A 21,694-nucleotide genomic window follows, 5' to 3' on the forward strand; every position below is an offset into this window, starting at 1 on the left:
TGGATCAATATTTCTAATTTTGGCAATCGAAATACCCATTAAGCCATGCTAGGATTAAAATTATTGACAGACCCGCGTTGGGCAAACATAGCCGAATCGAATTTAGAAGAGATTTTAACCGATCATGCCTGGTGCGAACAAAAAGCTGCCACGAACGCGATTACCTTAATTGCCAATAATTCGGAGCATCAGGATTTGGTTGATGAACTGACTGCTATTGCCATCGAAGAAATGCAACATTTCCAGCAGGTGGTAGAACTCATCAAGCAACGTGGTTATGTTTTGGGTCGCGAGCGTAAGGACGATTATGTGGGCAGATTGCTCAAATTCAGCAAAAAGGATGGGAGCCGGAACATGGCTTTTATCGATAGGCTTTTATTTGCGGCTATGATCGAAGCCAGAAGCTGCGAGCGTTTTCGGGTACTTTCGCTAAATATTAAAGATGAAGAACTGGCAAAGTTTTATCATGAATTGATGGTTTCTGAAGCGGGGCACTACACCACTTTTTTGAATTTTGCCCGTAAGTACAGCACCGATGTCGATGTAGAAAAGAGATGGAAGGAGTGGTTGGAATTTGAAGGGCAGCTGATCCAAAGCTACGGCAATAAAGAGGCTATTCACGGGTAGGCCAGTTGACAGTTTTCAGTTTTCAGTTGACAGCTTTCAGTTGCCCGTTGTTAGTTTCCAGTTTTTAGTTAGCATAAATACTTCATCATGCTGGACACCGATCCAGCATCTCGCTCGAGATAGATCCTGAATCGAGTTCAGGATGATGTGTTTGGGGAAACCGTTAGTTGCCAACTGTTAACTCTTTTTTATGGATGTTCCACAGCCAAATCACAATATTCTGGTAGCTTTTAATGCCACGACGCTGATTGTTTAGCTTTAAAAATTTATCAAAGGCTACTCCCATGTAGTTAGACATTTGGCCATTGTATTTGCGCCAAAATTCATTCTCCGCCTTAAAGTTGTCAACAATTCTCGGATCTATTTTACTGCGCAAGGCGAGGTAATCTTCAGGAGATTTGAACCTGATTTCGAAAAGCAGGTAGCGCAGCATATTGTAGTTTACAGAATAGCGGAGTTCCACATCATCGCTGTTGCTGCCTACCAGATAAGCCACGAGATTGGCTTCATCTTCCCTGGCAACCCCTAATTGATGGGAAATTTCGTGGCAGGTGACAAAGGGCAAAACCCATGCCGGCAATTTTGTGTTTACATTGGCTTCGCCCGAAAGCGGATTGTAATAACCTTCGATCCCGATTTTGCAAACTGCCCAACTATTGAGCACAGGCTTAACAGACGGAACAGTATAGCTAAAAAAGGGATTTTTTTGAGCCAATTGTTTATAAGCTATTACTGCTTTTTCCTGTAGCTGTGTAATGTTTTGTGGCTGGGGGTCTGCGATTTGTTGCAGGGTATTAAGTTGGTCTACAAAGTAATTGGTTAACAACACCAAATCTTTCACGGTGTATTTGTCATCGCTGATGTGGAGTTGCTTGCTAATGCTTGGTCGTGAATAGTTAAGGCCCCATAGCAGTTTAAAGCTGATGTACAAAACAAGTACTAGGTTTAGCAATCTGATCGGTGCAACAGTGATTATTGCTTTTCGTTGTTCTCTTTTCCTCAGTTTTTTAAAGAAGCGGTAAAGCTGTATCAATGCCAGGATAATCAGGATGCCATATACAATATCGCCCAAGGCAAAGGGAAACCATGCAGAAATCCACCTCAATGTTTTTGAAATAAGCTGATAAAGGCCATCAGAATATCCATTTAGCACCAAGTCGGGAAACAAGCCCCAACAGAAGATGGCTAAAGCGATAAGCAATAAAATACCCGTTGTAATTAAAAGCCGACGAGGAATAATTTTTTTCATTTTCGACTTTTATAGGCGATTACCTGGTGAAACTTAATCTTTTTCCGGTTTCGCTGGTGGTAAATTTGCCTTTATGGTAAGCCAGGTTTCCAGAAACAAAAGTATGCGTAATGCTTGCCCTAAAAGTCTGCCCATCAAAAGGAGACCAGCCACATTTGTAAAGCACGTTTAGTGGTGTTACTTTAAAAGAATCGTTTAAATCTACCAAAACCAGATCGGCCCAATAGCCTTCTCTAATGTAGCCGCGTTTTTCTATATCAAAGCAGATGGCCAAATTGTGGGCTGTTTTTTCGACAATTTTTTCTAGGCTGATTTTGCCTTGCAAATGCATTTCTAGTAGTGCTGGTAGCGCATGCTGTACTAGAGGTCCGCCAGATGGCGCCTGTAGATAGCCTTGTTGTTTTTCTTCCAGGGTATGTGGTGCATGGTCGGTAGCAATCACGTCGATATGACCATCAAGCAAACCTTGCAAAATTCCGGCTTGGTCTGCTGCGGTTTTAACGGCTGGGTTCCATTTAATGAAATTCCCTTTGCTGGTATAATCCTGATCGTTGAACCAAAGGTGATGTACACAGGCCTCAGCGGTGATTTTTTTATCTTTTAAGGGCGTAAGTGCATCAAATAAGGCCACTTCTTTTGCTGTAGAAATGTGGAGGATATGCAGACGGGTTTGGTAGCGTTTGGCCAGTTCTACTGCGAGCGAAGAAGATTTGTAACAGGCTTTGGCACTGCGGATCAGCGGATGCATCTCGATGGTAATGTCATCGCCGTACTGGGCTTTGAAATTGGCCATGTTAGCTCTAATGGTCTGCTCGTCTTCGCAATGCGTAGCAACCAATATGGGTGCCTTGCTGAAGATATTTTCAAGCGTCTGCTCATTGTCTACCAGCATATTGCCAGTTGATGAACCCATGAAAACCTTGATGCCACAAACTTCTTTCGGATTGGTTTGGAGTACTTCCTCAATGTTATCGTTGCTGGCGCCCATGTAGAACGAATAATTGGCTAGCGAGGTTGATGCGGCAATGGCATATTTATCAGCCAATAGTGCTTGAGTAAGGGTATTCGGCATGGTATTGGGCATTTCCATAAAAGAGGTAATCCCTCCGGCAACAGCGGCCATGCTTTCGGTAAAGATATCAGCTTTATGCGTTAGTCCGGGTTCGCGGAAATGTACCTGGTCATCGATCATTCCTGGTAAAAGATGGAGGCCTTCGGCATTAATTTCTTGTGCTTCGGGAGCACTCAGATTTTGTCCGATTTTTTCGATAAATCCATTTTTGATTAAAACATCGGCAAGCTGTTGTTGGCCTTCATTTACAAGCGTAGCGCCTTTGATCAGGTAAGTGTTCATGTTTTCAAATATAGCATTTTGTTAATAGTTGGCAGCAAACGACTGCAATTTATTGCCATTCTTAATGGTATTATGCTCGTTTTTGTCATATTGTTTTGTAACACGAACATTACAGTAAAACGGTGTTAGCTTCATATTAATGAGGTAATTTTAAATTATCATTCTTAATTCCCTGATTAATGCTCATTTCAAGACCTATTGTTAGTTTTAAATCCATTGCTATGAAGAAAATCTACTTTGTAAAAAGTTTGGTTTGGCTGTTTGTTTTAGGCTTTGCCTGGAGTTCACATGCACAAACCACCTATAATTTTGATGCCGGCTCAGTTATCTCGCAACCATCCGGATCTATTTGGAATACACAGGCCAATATCACTATAGGAGGCGTAGGCTATAAGCTTACATCTTGCTGTAACGGCGGTTTTAGCAATAGCCCTGATAACGGTAACGGCAATAGTGCCTCGTTAATGAAGACCGGCTCTGGAGGTGATACTTTCATATTGGAACGCGCTGATGGACAGCCTTTCCAATTTTATGGCTTTTTTGTAAGGCAGGAGAGTATGAACAGTTACGTGGGTGCTTTTCCGGGCATTCCGCCGTTCTATGAAATTACTTATACCAAAACTGTAGGGGCACCTGAAACAGAGGTTGATGCTACTCCGGTTTCAGGAGGTACTTATACTACAAGCGGAGTAACTTATACCAAAAACTTAACCGTTACTCAGGTAAGCATTCTTTTCAAGGCCAACAACAGGTATTGGATAGACGATATTAGAGTAGGTGTGGTAACTGGTACCGAAGTGGCGCCAACTGTAACTTCGGCAGCTGCAGCTGCGATTACTTCAAATTCTGCTTCTTTGGGGGGTAATGTAACTGCCGATGGTGGTGCAACCGTAACCGACAGGGGAATTGTGTGGTCTACTAGCGCAAACCCAACAACTTCGAACAATAAAGTAGGCATGGGTAGCAACACGGGTACCTTTAGTGGTACCGTAGGCTCTTTGCCTTTTAATACCACAATACATTTTAGGGCTTACGCCATTAATAACAAAGGCACGAGTTATGGAACCGAGCTCACTTTTAACACCTTGGCACCAACTGTTGTGGTTAATCCTGCAACTATACCCGGCGCTACGGTAGGTGCAGCCTATAACCAGACCTTTACAGGAAGTGGAGCTACATCGCCCTATATATTTGCCATAAGTGCGGGTGCTTTGCCGGCAGGGTTATCATTAAATAACACGACAGGTGTTTTTTCGGGAACGCCTACCTCGGCTGGAACTTTTAATTTTACGGTGAGGGCTACCGATGCCTCGGGTGGCGGAGGTTATGCCGGAACAAGGGCTTATACGCTTGTGGTGGCACCCCCAGTTATTGTAGTTGCACCAGCTACGCTGCCCGGTGGAACTGTGGCCGTTGCCTATAGCCAAACAGTAACGGCAAGTGGAGGCATTGGTGCTTATACATATGCGGTTACTGCAGGCTCATTGCCTCCAGGTGTAAGTTTGAGTAGTGGAGGTCTTTTAAGCGGGACGCCAACGGGTGGTGGCACTTTTAATTTTACCCTAACAGCAACGGGCACGTCAACAGGTACTGGTTCGCCACATACAGGCTCAAGGGCTTATGCTTTGGTAATTGCTGCGCCAACTATTGTAGTAAATCCGACCACACTGCCTAGTACAATTATCGGAGCGTCGTATACACAAACCATTACTGCCATAGGTGGTACAGCACCACGTACTTTTGCGGTTACGGCCGGCGCACTGCCTCCGGGTTTAAGCCTTAGTACCAATGGCACTTTAAGTGGTACAGCAATAGCAGGAGGCTCCTTTAATTTTACAATATCGGCAACAGATGCTTCTGCAGGTACGGGGCCATATACAGGATCGAGAGCATATACGCTTACTGTAGGTGCACCTACAATAGTAGTCAATCCCCCAACCTTACCTAACGCGGTATTAGGTGTGGCTTATAGCCAAAGTGTTTCGGCTAGTGGAGGTATAGCCCCTTATACATTTTCGTTGACTGCTGGAGCATTGCCCGTAGGTATGTCATTTAGCAGTGCGGGTGTTTTAAGTGGTACGCCAGCAAGTGCTGGTACTTTCAATATTACGGTTCTTGCTACAGATGCTTCAGGAGGTTCAGGGCCATTTACCGGATCTAAGGTCTACAGCTTTGTTGTTTTGCCTCCCGTTATGGTATTTAGTCCTGCAACATTGCCAAATGGAATGGTGGGAACTGCCTATAATCAAAATATAACAACCACTGGAAGTATTGCGCCTTATACCTACTCCATCATAGATGGCTCGTTGCCCATTGGCCTGTCGTTTAGCAGTGCGGGTGTATTGAGCGGAACGCCTACTGTTGGCGGAGATTATTCATTCTTGGTAAGAGCCACTGATTCGTCTTTAGGTCTCATACCTTATAGCTCAGACAAAGCCTATACTATTCATATCAATTTTCTGCCACAAACCATCGCTTTGGCTACAACAGCAACAGCCAACTACGGAGATGGGGATATCGACCCTGGCGCAACCAGCAATTCGGGATTGCAGGTTAGCTACTCAACCAGTGACCCAAGTATCGCAACCATTGTTGCCGGAAAAGTACATATTGTAGGCGCTGGAACAGTAAATATTTATGCAGATCAGGCAGGAGATGCTACTTATGCCGCTGCATCCCAAAAAACACTAGTGCTCACGATTAATAAGGCCACTTTAACGTATACTGCAACCGCGACAAATAAAGTATACGGAAGTGCCAACCCTGGTTTTACAGGAACGGTAACCGGGTTTAAGTACAGCGATAACTTGGCTGGTGCTACTACGGGTACCGCGGTTTTTGCGAGTACGGCCACCAACCTGAGTACTATTGGGACTTATGCAATTAACGGTTCGGGTTTAGCCGCAGTTAACTACGTCTTTGCGCAGGCTGCTTCAAATGCAACTGCATTAGCCATTACGCCAAAAGCAATTACAGCAACTGCTACAGCGGGTCAGGGTAAGATTTATGGTATTGGAGATCCAACCTATGCTTACAGTATTACTACGGGAGCTCCGCTAGTTGGCACCGATGCTTTTGCGGGCTCTTTAACTAGAGATGCAGGTGAAAATGTTGGAAATTATGCCATTAATCAAGGTAGCCTGACGTTAAATTCTAATTATACACTCACCTATGTTGGGGCCAGTTTTGCAATTACCCCTAAGGCGATAACTGTAGCAGCCAATACTGGTCAGGCTAAGATTTATGGCGCGTCTGATCCAACTTTTGCTTATAGTATTACTGCGGGTGCTCCTTTGGTGGGTACCGACGACTTTACAGGTGCATTGGGTAGGGCTACTGGCGAAAATGTAGGTATTTATGCCATTAACCAAGGTAGTTTGTCATTATCGGCCAATTATACCCTGAGTTTTGTTCCTGCTAATTTTGCCATTACACCTAAAGCAGTGACCGTTACGGCAAGTGCGGGTCAAAATAAAACCTATGGACAAACAGATCCAGCATTCGCTTATACCATTACAGCTGGTGGTCCGCTGGTAAGTGGCGATGCCTTTACAGGTATATTGGGTAGGGTAACTGGCGAAAATGTAGGGCCTTATGCCATTAATCAAGGTAGTTTAGCATTAAATGCCAATTATGCCTTAAGTTATGTAGGTGCTAATTTTGTCATTAATCCTGCAGCTTTAACCATTACTGCCGATAATAAAGAACGTTTCTTTGGCGGTACTAATCCAGCCTTAACGGCTAGTTATACCGGTTTTGTGAATGGAGAAACCAATGCCGTACTCACTACCCAGCCTACATTGGCTACTTTGGCAAACGCAGCGAGTCCAATCGGCGATTATCCAATTACCGTAAGTGGCGCGGCAGCACAAAACTATACCATCGCCTATGTAAACGGTGTGTTGAAAGTAAAAGCAGGTGCGCCAACCAATATCACCTTGGCAGGAGTTACCTTATATGAAAACAAGCCTGCGGGTACAAATGCAGGTTCGTTGAGCAGTACCTCAGATGATCCATCAGCTACCTTCACTTATTCACTGGTAGCCGGAGCAGGCGATACAGACAATGCCTTGTTCACCATAGCCGGAACCAATGTAAATAGTTTAGCTAGTCTTGATTTTGAAAACAAAGCCAGCTATAGCATCAGGGTAAAAAGTACCACTCAGTTTGGACTTTCCTTAGAAAAAACACTCACCATCGCACTTTCAGATGTAAACGAAGTGCCAACACTAGCAGCCATTAATAATGTAGCACATTGTTTCTCTAATGCTACGCAAGTCGTGTCATTATCGGGGATTAGCGCTGGACCAGAACTTGCGCAAACGACAACCATTAGCGTATCCAGCAATAATGCAGCTTTGTTCGAAAGCTTAACAGCTGTCAAAACTGGAGCTCAAGGTTCGGTAAATTATGTGGTTAAGAATGGTGCAAGTGGAGTAGCTACAGTTACCGTAACCATAAAAGACAATGGCGGTACGGCCAACGGGGGAGTAGATACCTATTCGAGAACCTTTACCGTAACCGTTAACCCATTGCCAATTGTAAACATTGCCAGTGATAAAGGCAGTAGCATTAGCAAAGGCGATATTGCCCGTTTAACGGCAAGTGGCGGAACAACATATGTTTGGACAGCCAATAACAGCATCATTAGTGGGCAAAATACGGCAGTACTTACAGTTAGGCCTCAGGTAAATACCACTTACACAGTAACGGTAAGCAATGCCAATTCTTGTTCGCAGAGCCAAAGCTTTACGTTAAGCGTAATAGAAGATTATGCTAAAATCAATGCCAAAAATATATTGACACCAAATAACGATGGTTACAATGACAAATGGATAATTGATAACATCGATTTCTATCCGAATAACGAAGTAACGGTATTTGATAGGGCTGGAAGGATTGTTTACAAGAAAAAAGGCTACGACAATAGCTGGGATGGTACGGTTAACGGCAGTCCGTTAAGTGAAAACACCTATTATTACGTGATTGATTTTGGGACAGATCGCTTAAGGCTTAAAGGCTATATTACGATCATCAGAGAATCGAAATAACAATCGTTTTTAAAAGATGCTGGATGAAGTCCAGCACGACGATACAGTAAACAATGCGTCACTTTGAATGATATTCAGGGTGACGCGTTGTTTTTAGACAGCTAATTTCCATCGGCCATTTGCCATCTTCAATGCTCCATTTTGCCTCTTCCCTAATTAAGATTCACTATCTTTGCAGGCTATGGCAAAATCATTCGAAGAATTCAAGCTCAACAGGCAGATTTTAAATGCAGTTGCCGATGCGGGCTTCACCGTTGCAACACCTATTCAGGAAAAAGCCATATCGCCAGTACTTTCTGGTCAGGATATTTTTGGCATTGCCGAAACTGGAACAGGTAAAACTGCGGCCTATGTGTTGCCGATGTTGATGAAGCTGAAATATGCACAAGGCGATTCGCCAAGAGCATTGGTATTGGCACCTACAAGAGAATTGGCCATGCAAATTGCAGAACAAGTAAAACTGTTTGCTACTTATACAGATTTGCGGGCCGTGGTTATTTTTGGAGGAATAGGCCCAAAAGCGCAAAAAGAACAAATTAAAGCTGGTGTAGACATCCTCATTGCTACCCCAGGTCGTTTCCTGGATTTGTATTTATCTGGAGACATCAATACCAAATATTTACAGTTTTTAGTGCTCGACGAGGCCGATAAAATGATGGATATGGGTTTTATAGGCTCTATCCATCGCATTTTGGAAGTAGTGCCTCGCAAACGCCAAAACCTGTTATTTTCAGCCACCATGAGCGATCTGGTACATAAAATTGCAGGCGACTTCCTTAAACATCCCACGCTGATCCAGGCTTCTGAGCAAGCTACTCCGGCAAGTACCGTTACCCAAGTATTGTACGAAGTGCCCAACTTTAAAACCAAGATCAACTTGTTGCAATATCTTTTGAAAGATGATGAGGCCTTTAATCGCCTGATTATTTTTTGTAAGACCAAAACCGTTGCAGACAATATCAACAGCAACATGGTTCGCCGTTTTGGCGAAAGCTCGGTGCGTGTTATCCATGCCAATAAAGGCCAAAATACACGTATCAATTCCATCAACGATTTTAAGGAAGGGAATATCAGAATCCTGGTGGCAACAGATGTGGCTTCAAGAGGGATAGATGTAAGCGATGTGAGCCATGTCATCAATTTCGATGTACCCATTGTTATCGAAGATTATGTGCATCGCATTGGTCGCACGGGACGCGCATTTGCCACGGGTGATGCCATTACGTTTTGCAACGAGGCCGAGAAATACTACCTCAAGAAAATCGAAAAGCTGATCCGCCAGACCATTACCAGGCTGCCTATTCCGGATGAAGTTTTTATAGAAGAAACGCCTTATGAAGAACGCCAGCAATTGGCGCGGGAAGTAGACAACCAAAAAAGAAAAGACGACCCGGATTTTAAAGGAGCTTTTCACGAAAAGAAAAACGCCAAACAGATCGAGGCCCGCGAAAGGGAGAAAGCAAGAGCAAAAGCTGGCAAAACACCGTTTAAAAAAGCCAAACGTTTTAAATAATGAAGTTCAGATTAACTCCCTTAAATATCATTACCGCCTTGGGACTTGCTTTGCTGGTGGCCAGTTTTTTTGAACCGGCTACAGCGGGTAGGGGGCAGATCAATTTTGGCGGTTTCTATAAATGGCTATTGCTGGCACTGGTGGTCGTCACTTTTATCAGCGATTTGGTATTCAGGTTTGCGCTTAAAAACCTCAAAAGGATTTGGATCATCGAATTGGTGTTTATCATAGCCACCGCCATTCTGATTTTAATATTACAAAAGTAAAACGATTCTGCGTCGGATATACTTGCTAAAATCAGCATATTTGCACGCAAAATTAATCGGTGAAAATCATCTAATCAGTGTAATCACCTAATCAATGTAATCATATTTTATAATGAGGAAAGCAGAAATAAAGATAACCGTAGAGTTAGACGATAAAAACATGCCGGAGCAAATTCTCTGGGAGAGTACCGATGCCGAAAATAAAGACCAGGTGCCGGTAAAATCGATGATCTTGGCTCTATGGGACCACAACTATAAAAATTCGATGCGCATCGATCTTTGGACTAAAGACATGCCGGTTGACGAAATGAAACGCTTCTTTTACGAAACTTTGCAAACCATGGGCGATAGCTTTTTAAAGGCAACGGGAGAAGAGAACATTGTAGAAGACCTGAGAGATTACTGTGCGCATTTCGCGGATAAAATGGGGATCGATACCAGGAAGTAATCCAGTTATCAGTTGGCAGTAATCAGTTAACAGTTGCCGGTTTTCAATAAAACGTTATTGCGAGCCCGATTTTTTATTGGGAGAAGCAATCTCTTCTCGATTATTTCAATTAATCAATAAGCAATTTACTTTTGGAGTTCTCGGTTTACGGTGTAACTTTATAGGGCTAAATCATCTAATAATCACTTAAATCAGTGTAATCACTCTAAAAATGTTAATCGTAAAAAAAATCAATGCTTATTTAGGCTTAATCTTGGCTGCTATAGCCATTACCATTGCACCGATGTTAAAAGTACCCTTTAAAGGCAATTGGAATTTGTATCAGGCAGATCCTCGTTTGCTTTATATCTCTTTGGCTATTGTAGGGATAACCGCATTGCTTCTCTTTGTAAGAGCGCTGGGAGCCTTTAGGGTGATGGCCATTGTGACCATGATTTGGAGCGTATTGATGGCTGCTGCGGTTTGGTTCAAAGTGAATAATTACTTCGGTTCAAAGTTCTTCGATAAAATGCTGTCAAAAACCATCCACTTCCAATGGGGATGGATCGTATTGCTGGTAGCTGTGATCTTATTGGCCACCAGCGTAAAGAAAGAGCGTTTGGAGGTGAAATAACTGATTTAGAGGGTCATCTTAAGCTTTGCCGTGAAACCGTTTGTTTTGTAAAATCCATCGCAATGGTATTGGCAGAAATGATAGACTGTAGTTGTTATACATTCGTTTGTATGATGATTATCTTTTTAATTTCTCTAAATAGAATAAATAACTATCCAAACCAGATCCATAGATATATGTTTTAAACCGGATTTTTCTGCCCCTAACTAAAATTGAAATATAATTGCCAATGCAAGCATGGCACATTTCTTCGCCTTGAGGAACTTGAACCAAAATTCGAGTGCCTTTGGATATGCCATCTCCTTTATTTTCGTAAAAACCTGTGTTGTCTTTGGTTATCTCAACTTGAATTTCTCGAATATTATTTGGCAGTTTTGAATACAAGGAATCCGTATAATAATGAATTCTAGTAATAATTCCTTCCAATTCGTAATATGATTTATTTTCAATAATATGATTTAATATATCGCTATTTTCTCCTTTCGTTAAATGAAAATCTTCTGGAGTAAATATGGATTGGGTTCCAAAATCAATATCATCATCTGCCGGTGGTGGTGGGGTAGCAAAAGTATTGTTAAGTTGGATATTGGTTCTATTCCAACCATTTGTAACCATTGCAGCCCTACGTTCTACATTGGGATGAGGGCTATAGTCGTCGATAGAGGATATAAAACCAAAAGTAACTGCTTTTACTGTTGCTTCTAAGGGAGCTCCAAGTCTGCAAAGCACGGATCCGGCAAAAAAATCAGCTTGAAGTTCTTCATCTTTTGAATTCAGACTATCGGGAGAAAAATGATTGCTCAAGTGATGCCCAATTTCATGAGCAAGTACAAACATAGAAGACCAATATTCGTTGCCTCCAACCCTGTCCATTCTTCTAAGCAGATCCTTCCTAAAAATAATAATTCTCCTTCCATTTACGATAGTTGCCATTGCATTACGCACATCCCCCTTATAAATCCCAAAGTTTTGAGGTAATCCAATAAAATCTGTAATTTGTTTAATCTGTTCAATTTCTCTAGTGTTCGGGAGCTCTATATCTATTTTTTTGATCTTTTTTATTGAATCTGCCTCTTTCTGTGATGAAACAAAAAAACATGCTTTTTTGAAATGCATTACAGATCCCTTACCACTTTTTGTTGGTGCAATAAAAATTTCTCCCTTGTTTTTCTGCTTACATGAAATGTAGGGCAAAATCCAAAGACAGGCAATAGCAAGGATTAAAAATCTATACATGAGTTATTTTGGATATATAGCGTAAATAAATTTTTTATCGGTTTCAGATAGCTTATTAACTGAATTTAAATGGTACCCATTTGTTGTGAATTCAGATGGCAGTGAATATTGCATGATCGAAAGGGGATCAAATTCAGTACCATTGTATTCGTTTGAACTATATCGCATGAAAAGATTATAATCTATTTTTTCTTTGCTCCAATTATTTGGCGGCCCCATATAATATTGATACACTACTGGTTTGTTCCATTCAATGGGATTGTTTTTGCCGTTTTGGTGTTCATGATAAAGACCCAAAGCGTGTCCAAACTCATGTAATACAACCCTGTCATATTCAGATTGGGGAGTTTCTGCTGTAAGCCAGCCATAATTCATTGAAGGAATCATGCCTTTAGAGCTTTTTCCTAAATATGACCAAGAGCCTATTTCTTTAAATGATATGGTAATATCGGGATTTGGATCATTACCAAAACTAAAGATGATGCCACAGTGTTTTTCCCATTCCTTTGCTGTATTTATGATTCTGGTTTGAACTTTAGGATCTCCATCAATAAACTTTACTTTGAGGACTTTGGTATTTTCAGGCCAAAAGAGATCTGGTTTGCCAAATGCATTTTTGCTTGAATCGATTACATGCGTTTCACTTATTAATGCTGTACATACCCGTATTTTTCTTAGCGAATCTTCTGGCAGTTTTGCAATTTCTGCTGTCTTAGTGGAGTCAGATTGGCTTGTGTCTTTTTTGTTTCCACTATTGTTGCATGAAACGAAAATAGTCAAGAAAAAGGAAACAATTAAAGTTGCGTAAATCGATGTAGTTTTCATATAGTTTAAGTTTTATCGTTAAAATGGTGCCGAACTTAAAGCTTGGCAAAATGAGTAAGTAGACTTCAGTATTTGGAAATCCAAGAGCCCTAGCTGGCTCGTCGGTTGAACTTTATTTTTATATCACATTCACTGCTTATTTACAATACTGTTTATCAACCTTGCAAGCCTTTTTAAACCATTTTTCCGATTTGTTTTCATTCTTTTCTAGGTTAGGCCCTCCTTTTTCATAAAGCTGCCCCAAGTAGTACATGGCTTTTGCGCCTTTCTTTTCTGCGTCTTTTTCGTAATAGGCCTCAGCTTGTTTCCAGTCTTTCTCTACGCCGCCCTCGCCAAGTTCATACATCACACCTACAGCCGTATAGGCGCCTGTATAACCCTCTCTTACGGCTTTTAAATAGATTTCGATAGCGAGTTTACCATCCGTTTTTCTAACCGAATTGCCATAATTATATAAAAGCGTAGTGTACTTGCTGTCAAACCAATTGCTTTCTCCCTTGCCAATATCGAGCTTGTTTTTAGGGTCGTTTTCCATCAGTTTAAGGGTGCGGGCAAGCCATACCGCCGCGCTATCTTTTTTGTTCAGCCTTTCTTTGTTGTAATAGAGATCGGCTATTTTCTCGGTCAGCCAATAAGTTCTTTTTTCTTCAGGGGTATTGTTGTAATTGATGATGTAATATTTAACCGCATTATCATAATCTTTCATATCCTCGTATTTGCTCGCGATGAGATAAGCCTTAGCGCCCGCGTTTTCGGATTTCAGGAGTCCTGAAATTTCATCTAATGCACGTGCCTTGTATTTGTCTATTTCACCTGATGCGCCTTTGTAGTTTTCGGTTTTATAGCCTTGGAGATACAGGTTTGTAAACGGCTGGCTTTTATCCAATCCAAACAAGTCTGAAAACCTATACCAATAATAGGTAGTATCGCCTATTTTGGTATTGCTGCTGTTATAATTGCTGTAGCCATTGTAGTTGTAAAAATGAAATTGTTTCAAGAAATCAATGAGCTGAGAATTTGCCAAATGATTGCCATGCACCAGATTTTTCGCGCCAAAATATAATGTATACAACATGTCTCCATCACTTAGCCTCGTGTGCCTGATTTCCGTTTGAATATTATTGGCAAAATCAATGGTAACGGCTTTTCCTTTCTCGTCTTCTTTGTATTTTGATATTTTGGAAAATGAAAAACCAATGGCTTCTACATTTGCCACGATAAAATCACAATAGGTTTCAAAAAACTTGGGGTCTTTGAGTGTGTTGATCTGTCTTTCTGCTTTTTTCTTTGCTTCTAGAGCTGCATTTTGAGCTTCAATTATTTTTGCTTCTTTACGTCTTTGGGCATCGGCCTGGATAGAAGAAATCAGGTCTACTGCTTGTTGGCCCAGCTGGTTAATGGCTTCTATCTTCCTTTGGGTGTTAACAGCACTTTGATTGCTGTTGGTATTTGTAGCTGGCTGATTGGAATAAGTAGGGAGGGTAATCGGTGTGTTGGTATAAACCGTACCCGAAGTGTTGGTAGGAGCAGGGTTGGCGTTTTGGTGGCTTGGAGCAGTTGAACCAGCATTATTTGTTGAGGGATTGCTTTGCGGATTGCCGGCAGTTCTTTTAGGATTGATCTTATAATTTGGCGTTCCGTTATCACATTCGGCGTAATTTGGGTAACCCTCAAGATTGGTGCTGCAACCACCATATCGCTCTGAGAAACAAACCTTGGTTACACGAACGGTAAAATTGACAGCGCTCGATTTATAAGGAAGAGAAGTATAGGTCTGTGTCCCGCCAGGCTGTATGTTTCCAAAACCACCGTGTAAAGAGTTCTCGCCACCAATAATTACTTCGCCATCAAAACTTACGGCCTTTGAATAATTGTTTTTCCATCTCACATTCCACCAATAACTGTTTGTGCTTTTGTTAAAGCCTAGGTTCATTATGCTATACTGGATGCCTTTATAGCATGAAACAGAGGTCCATGGTCCCCATTGAGCTGTTTGTCCAAAAGCGGACGACAAGTAAAATAAAAAGGTTAGGATAAGTAAGAGCTTTTTCATTTTTGAGTATTTGGATGGTTATGCTATCAAATTTATACTTGCTGTGCTGTTTTAAAGGGCTAATTGAGTGAGGTATAGTCTTTTGGGTGTAGAGTGCGATTTGTTTTGAGTGTGGCTGATTGCCATAGACAGTGTAGCGGGCAAAAGGAGAAGGCCAAAGGTTAATGTCGCTCCAAATAGGTAAGTTGTTAAACTGTGGCTAAAATTGCGGTATGGCTGTTGTTTTAAATCGGAAATGCCAAGCTTCACATTGCTAAAGCCCAGCTTCACTCAATTTTGTTTTTTTTAATGCTTTTTCTCGTTAGCTTTAGTCAATAGCATTTCCAGTTTATTTTATATAGTGCTAATGAAAAGCGCATTTTTAAGGCTCTCGATATTTTTTTGCTTTGCCATTGTGGCAAGCTTCAATGCCCTTGCACAACAAATTGTTAGTCCTATTTCTGTCACGGCAAATGATAAGAGCATCAGCCTGTTAAATCAAGCCGATTACGCCCTCTCAAAAAAGAACAACAAAAAATTGGCCGATCTGAACGCGCTAAATTGGAAAACCCTAGACAGTAACTTAAAGGCGCAACGGGAATTTCCAGACACGATATTGCAATATTGGATCCGTTTTAGTACCCAAAACAGCTACTTAAATGACACAACGTTGTTGCTCAAAATGGCTGTTAAAATGCAGCAAACCGTTCTTTATGAACATGTAGGTAAGCAATTGAAGCTGGTTGGCCAAACCGGTTTTGGCTCCAGGATAACAGGTCTCTCCATCAATGGCGACTATTCGCGCATTAACCTGCCTTTAAAACATGGGCAAAAGCAGGATTTTTACCTGCTCAATCATAAATACATCTATAACATTATTCCTCAATACCCGCAGATCGAAACTCTTGATGTGGCCTATCAAGAGAAAAACCAGGAGCAGCTCTTTTCTCCGCCAAGTTATAGGAATGTGAAGTTATGGGTAGCAGGCTTCTATTTTGCAGTTTTTATCTATTGTTGCCTCAAGTACTTTTTTCAGCGCAAGGATGTGGCTTATTTATATTATGCCTTGGCCTCAATCTTCCTTTTTTTAAGGTATTCTCTGCAGGTAGATGCCATTGTGCTGGAAACAAGCTGGTTGCCTCAGCTCAATAACGACTTTATCTTTCTCTTGTCCTTTGTCCCCCAGAATTTTTTCTACATCCTCTTTTTAACCAAGTTTCTAGAGATCAAGAATAACAGGTTTTTGAATGCGTTTTCGAATTTTTGTTTGTTGCAGTGGGTTTTGATGATCGTAGTGATGTGCGTCCATTACGCCTGGCCAGCACTTACGCTCATTACCAAAGTAGTATGGATTTACAGTTCATTACCCTTTTTAATTTTTACCCTTTTGTTGAGCTACCATACCCGGCCCAAGCCGAATAGGGGCTACCTGCAGTTTGCCTTTATTGGCTTGCTTACTATTTCTGTTGCATTGATGTTCAGTATGTTGCCCAAGTGGTTTAATCTTTACAGTTATCTTCCCCGTTGGTATACTGAGATCAGCAATTATGTAGACTTGGTAACCATTGCGTTCGTAATCGATACCATTCTTTTCTTAACCGCGTTGGCCTATCGGGATAGACAAAGTGAAGTAGAGCGGATCAATCTTAAAATAAAAAATGCCGAAAACGAGCATAAGATCTTGCGCCTGCAGATGAACCCCCATTTTATTTTCAATTGCCTCAACTCCATTAACCTCTATATCGAAAAGAACGACAGCGATTTGGCATCTAGTTATTTGAGCAAGTTTTCGCAGTTGATGCGCCTTTCCTTGGTCCATTCAAGAAAGGAGAAAATCGTATTGGCCGAAGAGATTACGGTGCTCAAACTGTACCTGGAGATGGAAACCATGCGCTTTAAGGGCAAGCTCAACTATGTTTTCGATATCGATGAAAAAGTGGATGTAGATTTTATAGAAATACCGCCGATGTTGATCCAGCCACACCTCGAAAATGCCATTTGGCACGGATTGATGCATAAAAACGAAGGTGGTAAAATCATGATCAACATCAGTCAGAACTTTGTGGCTCAAACGCTCAATATTACCATCGAAGACAATGGCGTGGGCAGGGAAAAGGCCGCAGAGCTGAAAAGCAAGGCAGCCGAAAAGGAAAAATCCTATGGTACGCTAATTACCAACGAAAGGATTGCTATTTTTAATCAGAAATTTAACGCCAATACCATGCTCTATATTGAAGATTTGTATGATGATAACGGTCCTGCTGGTACCCGCGTTACGATAAACATACATTTGATATGAAATTGTTAACTGCGGTAATTATCGACGATGAAGAGGATAGCGTTAACCTGCTCCGTATCCAGTTGGAAAAATATTGTCCAGAAATAGGCGATGTATATACGTTTAACAGTCCTTTGATCGCATTGCAGGAAATAGGGCTTCTGAAACCTGATTTGGTTTTTTTGGACATTGAGATGCCAGAGCTCAACGGTTTCCAGTTTCTCGAAAAGCTGATGCCAGTTGCATTCAGCATTGTTTTTATAACCGCCTACAACGAATTTGCCATTAAGGCGTTCAGGTTTAGTGCGCTTGATTATTTGGTGAAGCCAATTTACATCAACGATTTGATCGAGGCCGTTAAAAAGGCAGTTCATATTGGCAAACCTTCAGAAGGGCAGCTAGACCTTTTTCAAAGACAGATGCAGGCAGAAAGGGTGAATAAAATTGCCATCAGCTCGCTCTCGGGCATCGTTTTTATTAACCTCGATGATATCCTTTACATTGAAGCCAGCAGCAATTACTCGATCCTGGTTTTGCTCGATGGCGAAAAAGTAATTGTTTCTAAGACTTTAAAAGACGTGCAGGAAATATTGGAGAACAGAAATTTTTTCCGCATCCATCGCCAATACATCATTAATTTGAACAAGGTTAAACACTTTAACAAGATCGATTGCCTACTCACCATGGAGAACAACAAACAGTTGCAGGTAGCCCGTATCCAAAAAGACAAACTGATCGAGAGATTTGGAGTAGTGTAGAAAGGCCTATTCGTTTAGCCCCAAAGTCTTATGTACTTTTTTGCGCTTGAAATGGGTTTGTTTGAGGTTTTGCGAGCCCGAAATGATACTGATGTTGCCATCAACCTCAAAAATGGCCAATTTTACATCTTTGTAATGCTCAACCCCATGTTCGCGCATGGCTTCCTTAAGCTCTTCGTCGCTGATGCCCAAATGGCTTAGCTTGTCAAAGTTCAGTTTGCCATCGTGGATCAATATTTCAGGATGTTGCAAAATGAGATCTCTTAACCTTCGGCTTTTGAACAACAGTTTTTTTAACGTGAAATTGAGGATGAAAAGCACTGCAGCAGCTGCCAATCCGCCCAACAAAGTCGTATTATCGCCCACCATAGCATTTTGCACCGCATTGCTAATGAGCAAGATCAGTACTACATCTATGGTGTTCAGTTGCGAAAGTTCCTTTTTGCCGGTCAATCTAATGGCAACCAGCATAAATGCATAAACTGCCAAACTTCTTAATGCGATATCTAAATACGGGTTCATAATTAAAATTTAAGGCTCATTTGACCTTTGCCGAGTATTGATCTTTCATGCTCCAACAGCCATTGCTTGCGCCAAAGCTCGCCCGCATAGCCTACCAGTTTGCCATTGCTGCCAATTACACGGTGGCATGGAACTACAATGGCGATATTGTTTTTTCCATTGGTTGCCGCAATGGCCCTAATGGCTAAGGGATTGTTCAGCTGTTCGGAAAATTTGAGGTAAGAAATGGTATCGCCATAATTAATGGTACATAAGGCTTCCCAAACGTTTTGCTGAAATTCAGTACCTGTTTGTGCCAAAGGGAAATCAAATGATTTTAAATTGCCCTCAAAGTAGGAGTGGAGCTGTTGCGCGGCATTTTCGCTCAGGGCATTGGAACTTAATCCGGTGATATCCTTTTCGGCAAAAGTAATTACGTTCACAGCCTCGTCGTCTGCAAAAATAAGTACATCGCCAATTGGGCTTTTTACTACGCTACAGTATTTGTCCATATACAATATTACGAGTTTTAATGATTAGTTCATTAGGGTCATTAGTTCATTGGCTTAATGTCATTCATTCAATCGTCATCGCGGAGAGAAACGATGAAGCAATCTCATTACATTAAAATTATCGACCATAAATTTCCGACTTCGGACTCCTGACTTCCGATTAATATGACTAAAGCCTCAAATTGTTATCTTTGCCCCATGCAGCTCATCCAACAGGTTAAATGCCTCATCAAAAAAGAAATTCTCTTAGAATGGCGTTCCAAATATGCGCTTAATGGTGTTTTGCTGTACGTGGTTTCAACTGTTTTTGTTTGCTTTCTGTCATTTGTTACGATAGATAAACTCACCTGGAATGCCTTATTCTGGATCATCATGCTTTTTGCATCAATTAATGCCATTGCCAAAAGTTTTATGCAGGAGAGCAAGGGCAGGCACTTATACATTTATACTTTGGTAAGCCCTTCGGCCCTGATTATTGCAAAAACCGTTTACAACAGCTTGTTGATGATTGGTTTAACACTGATTGCACTCTTGTTTTATAGCTTGGTGTTCAACTTTCCAGAAAAAGCAGATGTGTTGATGTACCTTGTTGCAACCGTTTTAGGCAGCTTGAGCTTTGCAACTATATTTACCATGGTATCGGCCATTGCTTCGAAGGCTGGCAATGGAGGCATGTTAATGGCTATTTTGAGTTTTCCGATTATTATTCCGGTGCTCATTGTATTGATCAAGCTGGCCAAAAATGCCATTGATGGTTTGGATCGAAGCGTGAGTTTAGACGATATCGGGATGATGTTGCTCATCAGCGTACTCGTAATGACAGCTTCTCTGCTGCTCTTTCCTTATTTGTGGCGCGATTAATCGGGCTTGTTGTCAAATAATTGATGATCAAACGATTGCGTTGTTTTAGTGGTGAACAGCTACTGTGTTTTTCCAAATGCTTCCATAAGCTCTTTCTCATTTGCCTGAATAGCATTCAAGTACTTGCCAAACAATAACTTAAGTGCAAACGATTGTGCGGATATATTTTTTTATTCTTGGTTAATTTTTCAAATCTTGTTTAGGCCAAACTATCGATGGCTAATCATCACATCATTCACCTAAACCCCTAAAAAAATGAAAACAACAGCCCGTTACCTTGTATTGGCCATGGCATTTGCCGTTTGCCTGTTTAGTAGTTTTAAATCGGAAGTGAGCCAGCCAAAGCGTTTAACTAAAGTATTGCCACCCGTTGTAAAGACCGAAAATTTTACGGCAGATAATGGCGTGCCGGGAACAGCGACCATTACTTATACACCAGGAAACATCTATACCATTGCAGCTACGATCCAAGGGCTTGGGAATGTAACTCTAACCAGTGTTTCGCATTCACCAGGCACCATTAATGTAGACAAGTTTGAAGGTTATATCGCAGGTTCCTATTATGAATATTATGTGTATATCACGGTTTCTGGAAGTCCAACATTGGGTTGGAGGATAGATTCGGCCACGGCAACCTCTATCGTGATCTAATTTTAGAAAAACCTATTAAAAATGCAGGCCAATTATGTGTCTGCATTTTTTTTGCGACCACATTTGAGGTGCTATGGTCATTTTAAAGTATTTTATGTCAAATGTGAATGGCCAATGGACCATTATAAACAATAGATTATTAACTTTGCCCGATAAATAAAATGACAAAAAGAGGTGATGGATATTATTTGAAGGATTTTATTCAAAATCTGGCCGTTCAATATTCGATCATTAATTAATCCTCTCATTTAAAATTAAATTATGCGAAAAACCTGGTGGAAAATTTTGGGAGCCATTTTGGTAGTTTATACGGCAATTGCCGGATTGTTGCTTGACGTTCCACATCTGAATATCCTTAACGAGACCGTCAGGAATCTCTACTTTCATGTACCGATGTGGTTTGCCATGATCACCCTGTTTTCCATTTCTGTTTTTTATAGCATCAAAAGCCTGAGTTCAGGCAGTGAGCTTGACGACTTAAGAGCTGTAGAAAGTGTGAACGCTGGAATTATCTTTGGCGTTTTAGGTCTGATTACAGGTGCTGTTTGGGCCAAATATACCTGGGGCCAGTTTTGGAGCTTCGATCCTAAGCAAAACTTCGCCGCCATTTCTATCTTATTATATTTTGCCTATCTCGTATTGCGCAATGCGATAGATGAAGAACAAAAAAGAGCCAAAATTTCGGCCATATTCAATATTTTTGCGTTTCCAATGATGGTTGTGCTCCTTTTTGTGCTGCCGCGCCTGCAATCGTCTTTGCACCCAGGCAATGGCGGCAATCCCGGTTTTAACAGTTACGATCTAGACAGTCGCATGCGTGCGGTTTTTTATCCAGCATGCTTGGGCTGGATCATTATCGGCTATTGGGTTTACACCATCAAATTCAGAATTCGTTCGCTAGAAAACAAACAACTTTAAT

The 21,694-nt window shown here is 41.3% G+C and carries 18 protein-coding genes; 11 read left to right on the plus strand and 7 right to left on the minus strand.

Translation table 11 applies throughout. The features are described from left to right. Nucleotides 1-45 precede the first annotated feature (45 nt). Nucleotides 46-627, plus strand: coding sequence for a MiaE family protein (locus AC570H_RS01970; protein ID WP_497351168.1), 582 nt, complete (start codon nucleotides 46-48; stop codon nucleotides 625-627). A gap of 163 nt (nucleotides 628-790) precedes the next feature. On the opposite strand, the gene AC570H_RS01975 is transcribed toward AC570H_RS01970, so the two are convergent. Beyond that, nucleotides 791-1,876 (minus strand): DUF3810 domain-containing protein, encoded by a 1,086-nt coding sequence (locus tag AC570H_RS01975; RefSeq protein ID WP_497351170.1) that lies wholly within the window; start codon nucleotides 1,874-1,876, stop codon nucleotides 791-793. 19 nt (nucleotides 1,877-1,895) lie between these two features. Beyond that, entirely contained in the window at nucleotides 1,896-3,230 is a 1,335-nt protein-coding gene (locus AC570H_RS01980; RefSeq protein WP_497351172.1) for a dihydroorotase, read from the minus strand. Between the two features lie 221 nt (nucleotides 3,231-3,451). Between AC570H_RS01980 and AC570H_RS01985 the strand changes: the two genes are divergently transcribed. The 5 genes from AC570H_RS01985 to AC570H_RS02005 all read left to right on the plus strand — a co-directional run bounded on the left by AC570H_RS01985 (nucleotide 3,452) and on the right by AC570H_RS02005 (nucleotide 11,121). Further along, a complete protein-coding gene (locus tag AC570H_RS01985; RefSeq protein ID WP_497351174.1) occupies nucleotides 3,452-8,281 on the plus strand; it encodes an MBG domain-containing protein in 4,830 nt (1,609 codons plus the stop codon). 181 nt (nucleotides 8,282-8,462) lie between these two features. Continuing rightward, nucleotides 8,463-9,794 carry a DEAD/DEAH box helicase gene (locus AC570H_RS01990; RefSeq protein ID WP_497351176.1) on the plus strand — a complete coding sequence of 444 codons (1,332 nt, stop codon included), beginning with the start codon at nucleotides 8,463-8,465 and terminating at the stop codon, nucleotides 9,792-9,794. Beyond that, complete coding sequence (locus tag AC570H_RS01995; protein ID WP_497351178.1) at nucleotides 9,794-10,060, plus strand: hypothetical protein; 267 nt, start codon at nucleotides 9,794-9,796, stop codon at nucleotides 10,058-10,060. Before AC570H_RS01990 ends, AC570H_RS01995 begins: the two co-directional genes overlap by 1 nt. 112 nt (nucleotides 10,061-10,172) lie before the next feature. Next, nucleotides 10,173-10,508 (plus strand): gliding motility protein GldC, encoded by a 336-nt coding sequence (gene gldC / locus AC570H_RS02000; RefSeq protein WP_497351180.1) that lies wholly within the window; start codon nucleotides 10,173-10,175, stop codon nucleotides 10,506-10,508. Nucleotides 10,509-10,719: 211 nt separating this feature from the next. Next, nucleotides 10,720-11,121, plus strand: coding sequence for a hypothetical protein (locus tag AC570H_RS02005; RefSeq protein WP_497351182.1), 402 nt, complete (start codon nucleotides 10,720-10,722; stop codon nucleotides 11,119-11,121). Nucleotides 11,122-11,238: 117 nt separating this feature from the next. On the opposite strand, the gene AC570H_RS02010 is transcribed toward AC570H_RS02005, so the two are convergent. The 3 genes from AC570H_RS02010 to AC570H_RS02020 all read right to left on the minus strand — a co-directional run bounded on the left by AC570H_RS02010 (nucleotide 11,239) and on the right by AC570H_RS02020 (nucleotide 15,235). Then, nucleotides 11,239-12,357, minus strand: a complete 1,119-nt coding sequence (locus tag AC570H_RS02010) for a M48 family metalloprotease (protein WP_497351184.1) — start codon at nucleotides 12,355-12,357, stop codon at nucleotides 11,239-11,241. 3 nt (nucleotides 12,358-12,360) lie between these two features. Further along, nucleotides 12,361-13,182, minus strand: a complete 822-nt coding sequence (locus AC570H_RS02015; protein WP_497351186.1) for a M12 family metallopeptidase — start codon at nucleotides 13,180-13,182, stop codon at nucleotides 12,361-12,363. A 136-nt stretch (nucleotides 13,183-13,318) separates the two neighbouring features. After that, nucleotides 13,319-15,235: an SEL1-like repeat protein gene (locus AC570H_RS02020; protein ID WP_497351188.1), complete on the minus strand. Its 1,917-nt coding sequence runs from the start codon at nucleotides 15,233-15,235 to the stop codon at nucleotides 13,319-13,321. A 346-nt stretch (nucleotides 15,236-15,581) separates the two neighbouring features. Here AC570H_RS02020 and AC570H_RS02025 point away from each other — a divergent pair, with 346 nt between their 5' ends. Then, nucleotides 15,582-17,513 (plus strand): sensor histidine kinase, encoded by a 1,932-nt coding sequence (locus AC570H_RS02025; protein ID WP_497351190.1) that lies wholly within the window; start codon nucleotides 15,582-15,584, stop codon nucleotides 17,511-17,513. After that, on the plus strand, nucleotides 17,510-18,250 hold the full coding sequence (locus AC570H_RS02030; protein WP_497351192.1) for a LytR/AlgR family response regulator transcription factor: 741 nt from the start codon (nucleotides 17,510-17,512) through the stop codon (nucleotides 18,248-18,250). The genes AC570H_RS02025 and AC570H_RS02030 overlap by 4 nt, the downstream gene beginning before the upstream one ends. 6 nt (nucleotides 18,251-18,256) lie before the next feature. Here the strand turns inward: AC570H_RS02030 and AC570H_RS02035 are convergent, their stop codons facing one another. Beyond that, nucleotides 18,257-18,772: a DUF421 domain-containing protein gene (locus tag AC570H_RS02035; protein WP_497351194.1), complete on the minus strand. Its 516-nt coding sequence runs from the start codon at nucleotides 18,770-18,772 to the stop codon at nucleotides 18,257-18,259. Nucleotides 18,773-18,774: 2 nt separating this feature from the next. Further along, complete coding sequence (locus tag AC570H_RS02040; protein ID WP_497351196.1) at nucleotides 18,775-19,263, minus strand: methylated-DNA--[protein]-cysteine S-methyltransferase; 489 nt, start codon at nucleotides 19,261-19,263, stop codon at nucleotides 18,775-18,777. Between the two features lie 198 nt (nucleotides 19,264-19,461). Between AC570H_RS02040 and AC570H_RS02045 the strand changes: the two genes are divergently transcribed. From AC570H_RS02045 to ccsA, 3 genes are all read left to right on the plus strand, one after another. Then, nucleotides 19,462-20,124, plus strand: a complete 663-nt coding sequence (locus AC570H_RS02045) for a heme exporter protein CcmB (protein ID WP_497351198.1) — start codon at nucleotides 19,462-19,464, stop codon at nucleotides 20,122-20,124. Between the two features lie 255 nt (nucleotides 20,125-20,379). Continuing rightward, nucleotides 20,380-20,775, plus strand: coding sequence for a hypothetical protein (locus AC570H_RS02050; protein ID WP_497351200.1), 396 nt, complete (start codon nucleotides 20,380-20,382; stop codon nucleotides 20,773-20,775). A gap of 261 nt (nucleotides 20,776-21,036) precedes the next feature. After that, the gene (gene ccsA, locus AC570H_RS02055) at nucleotides 21,037-21,693 is read left to right on the plus strand and encodes a cytochrome c biogenesis protein CcsA (protein WP_497351202.1); all 657 of its coding nucleotides are present in this window, start codon (nucleotides 21,037-21,039) and stop codon (nucleotides 21,691-21,693) included. The last annotated feature ends 1 nt before the right edge of the window (nucleotide 21,694 follow it).

The sequence above is a fragment of the Pedobacter sp. B4419 genome (assembly GCF_059693725.1).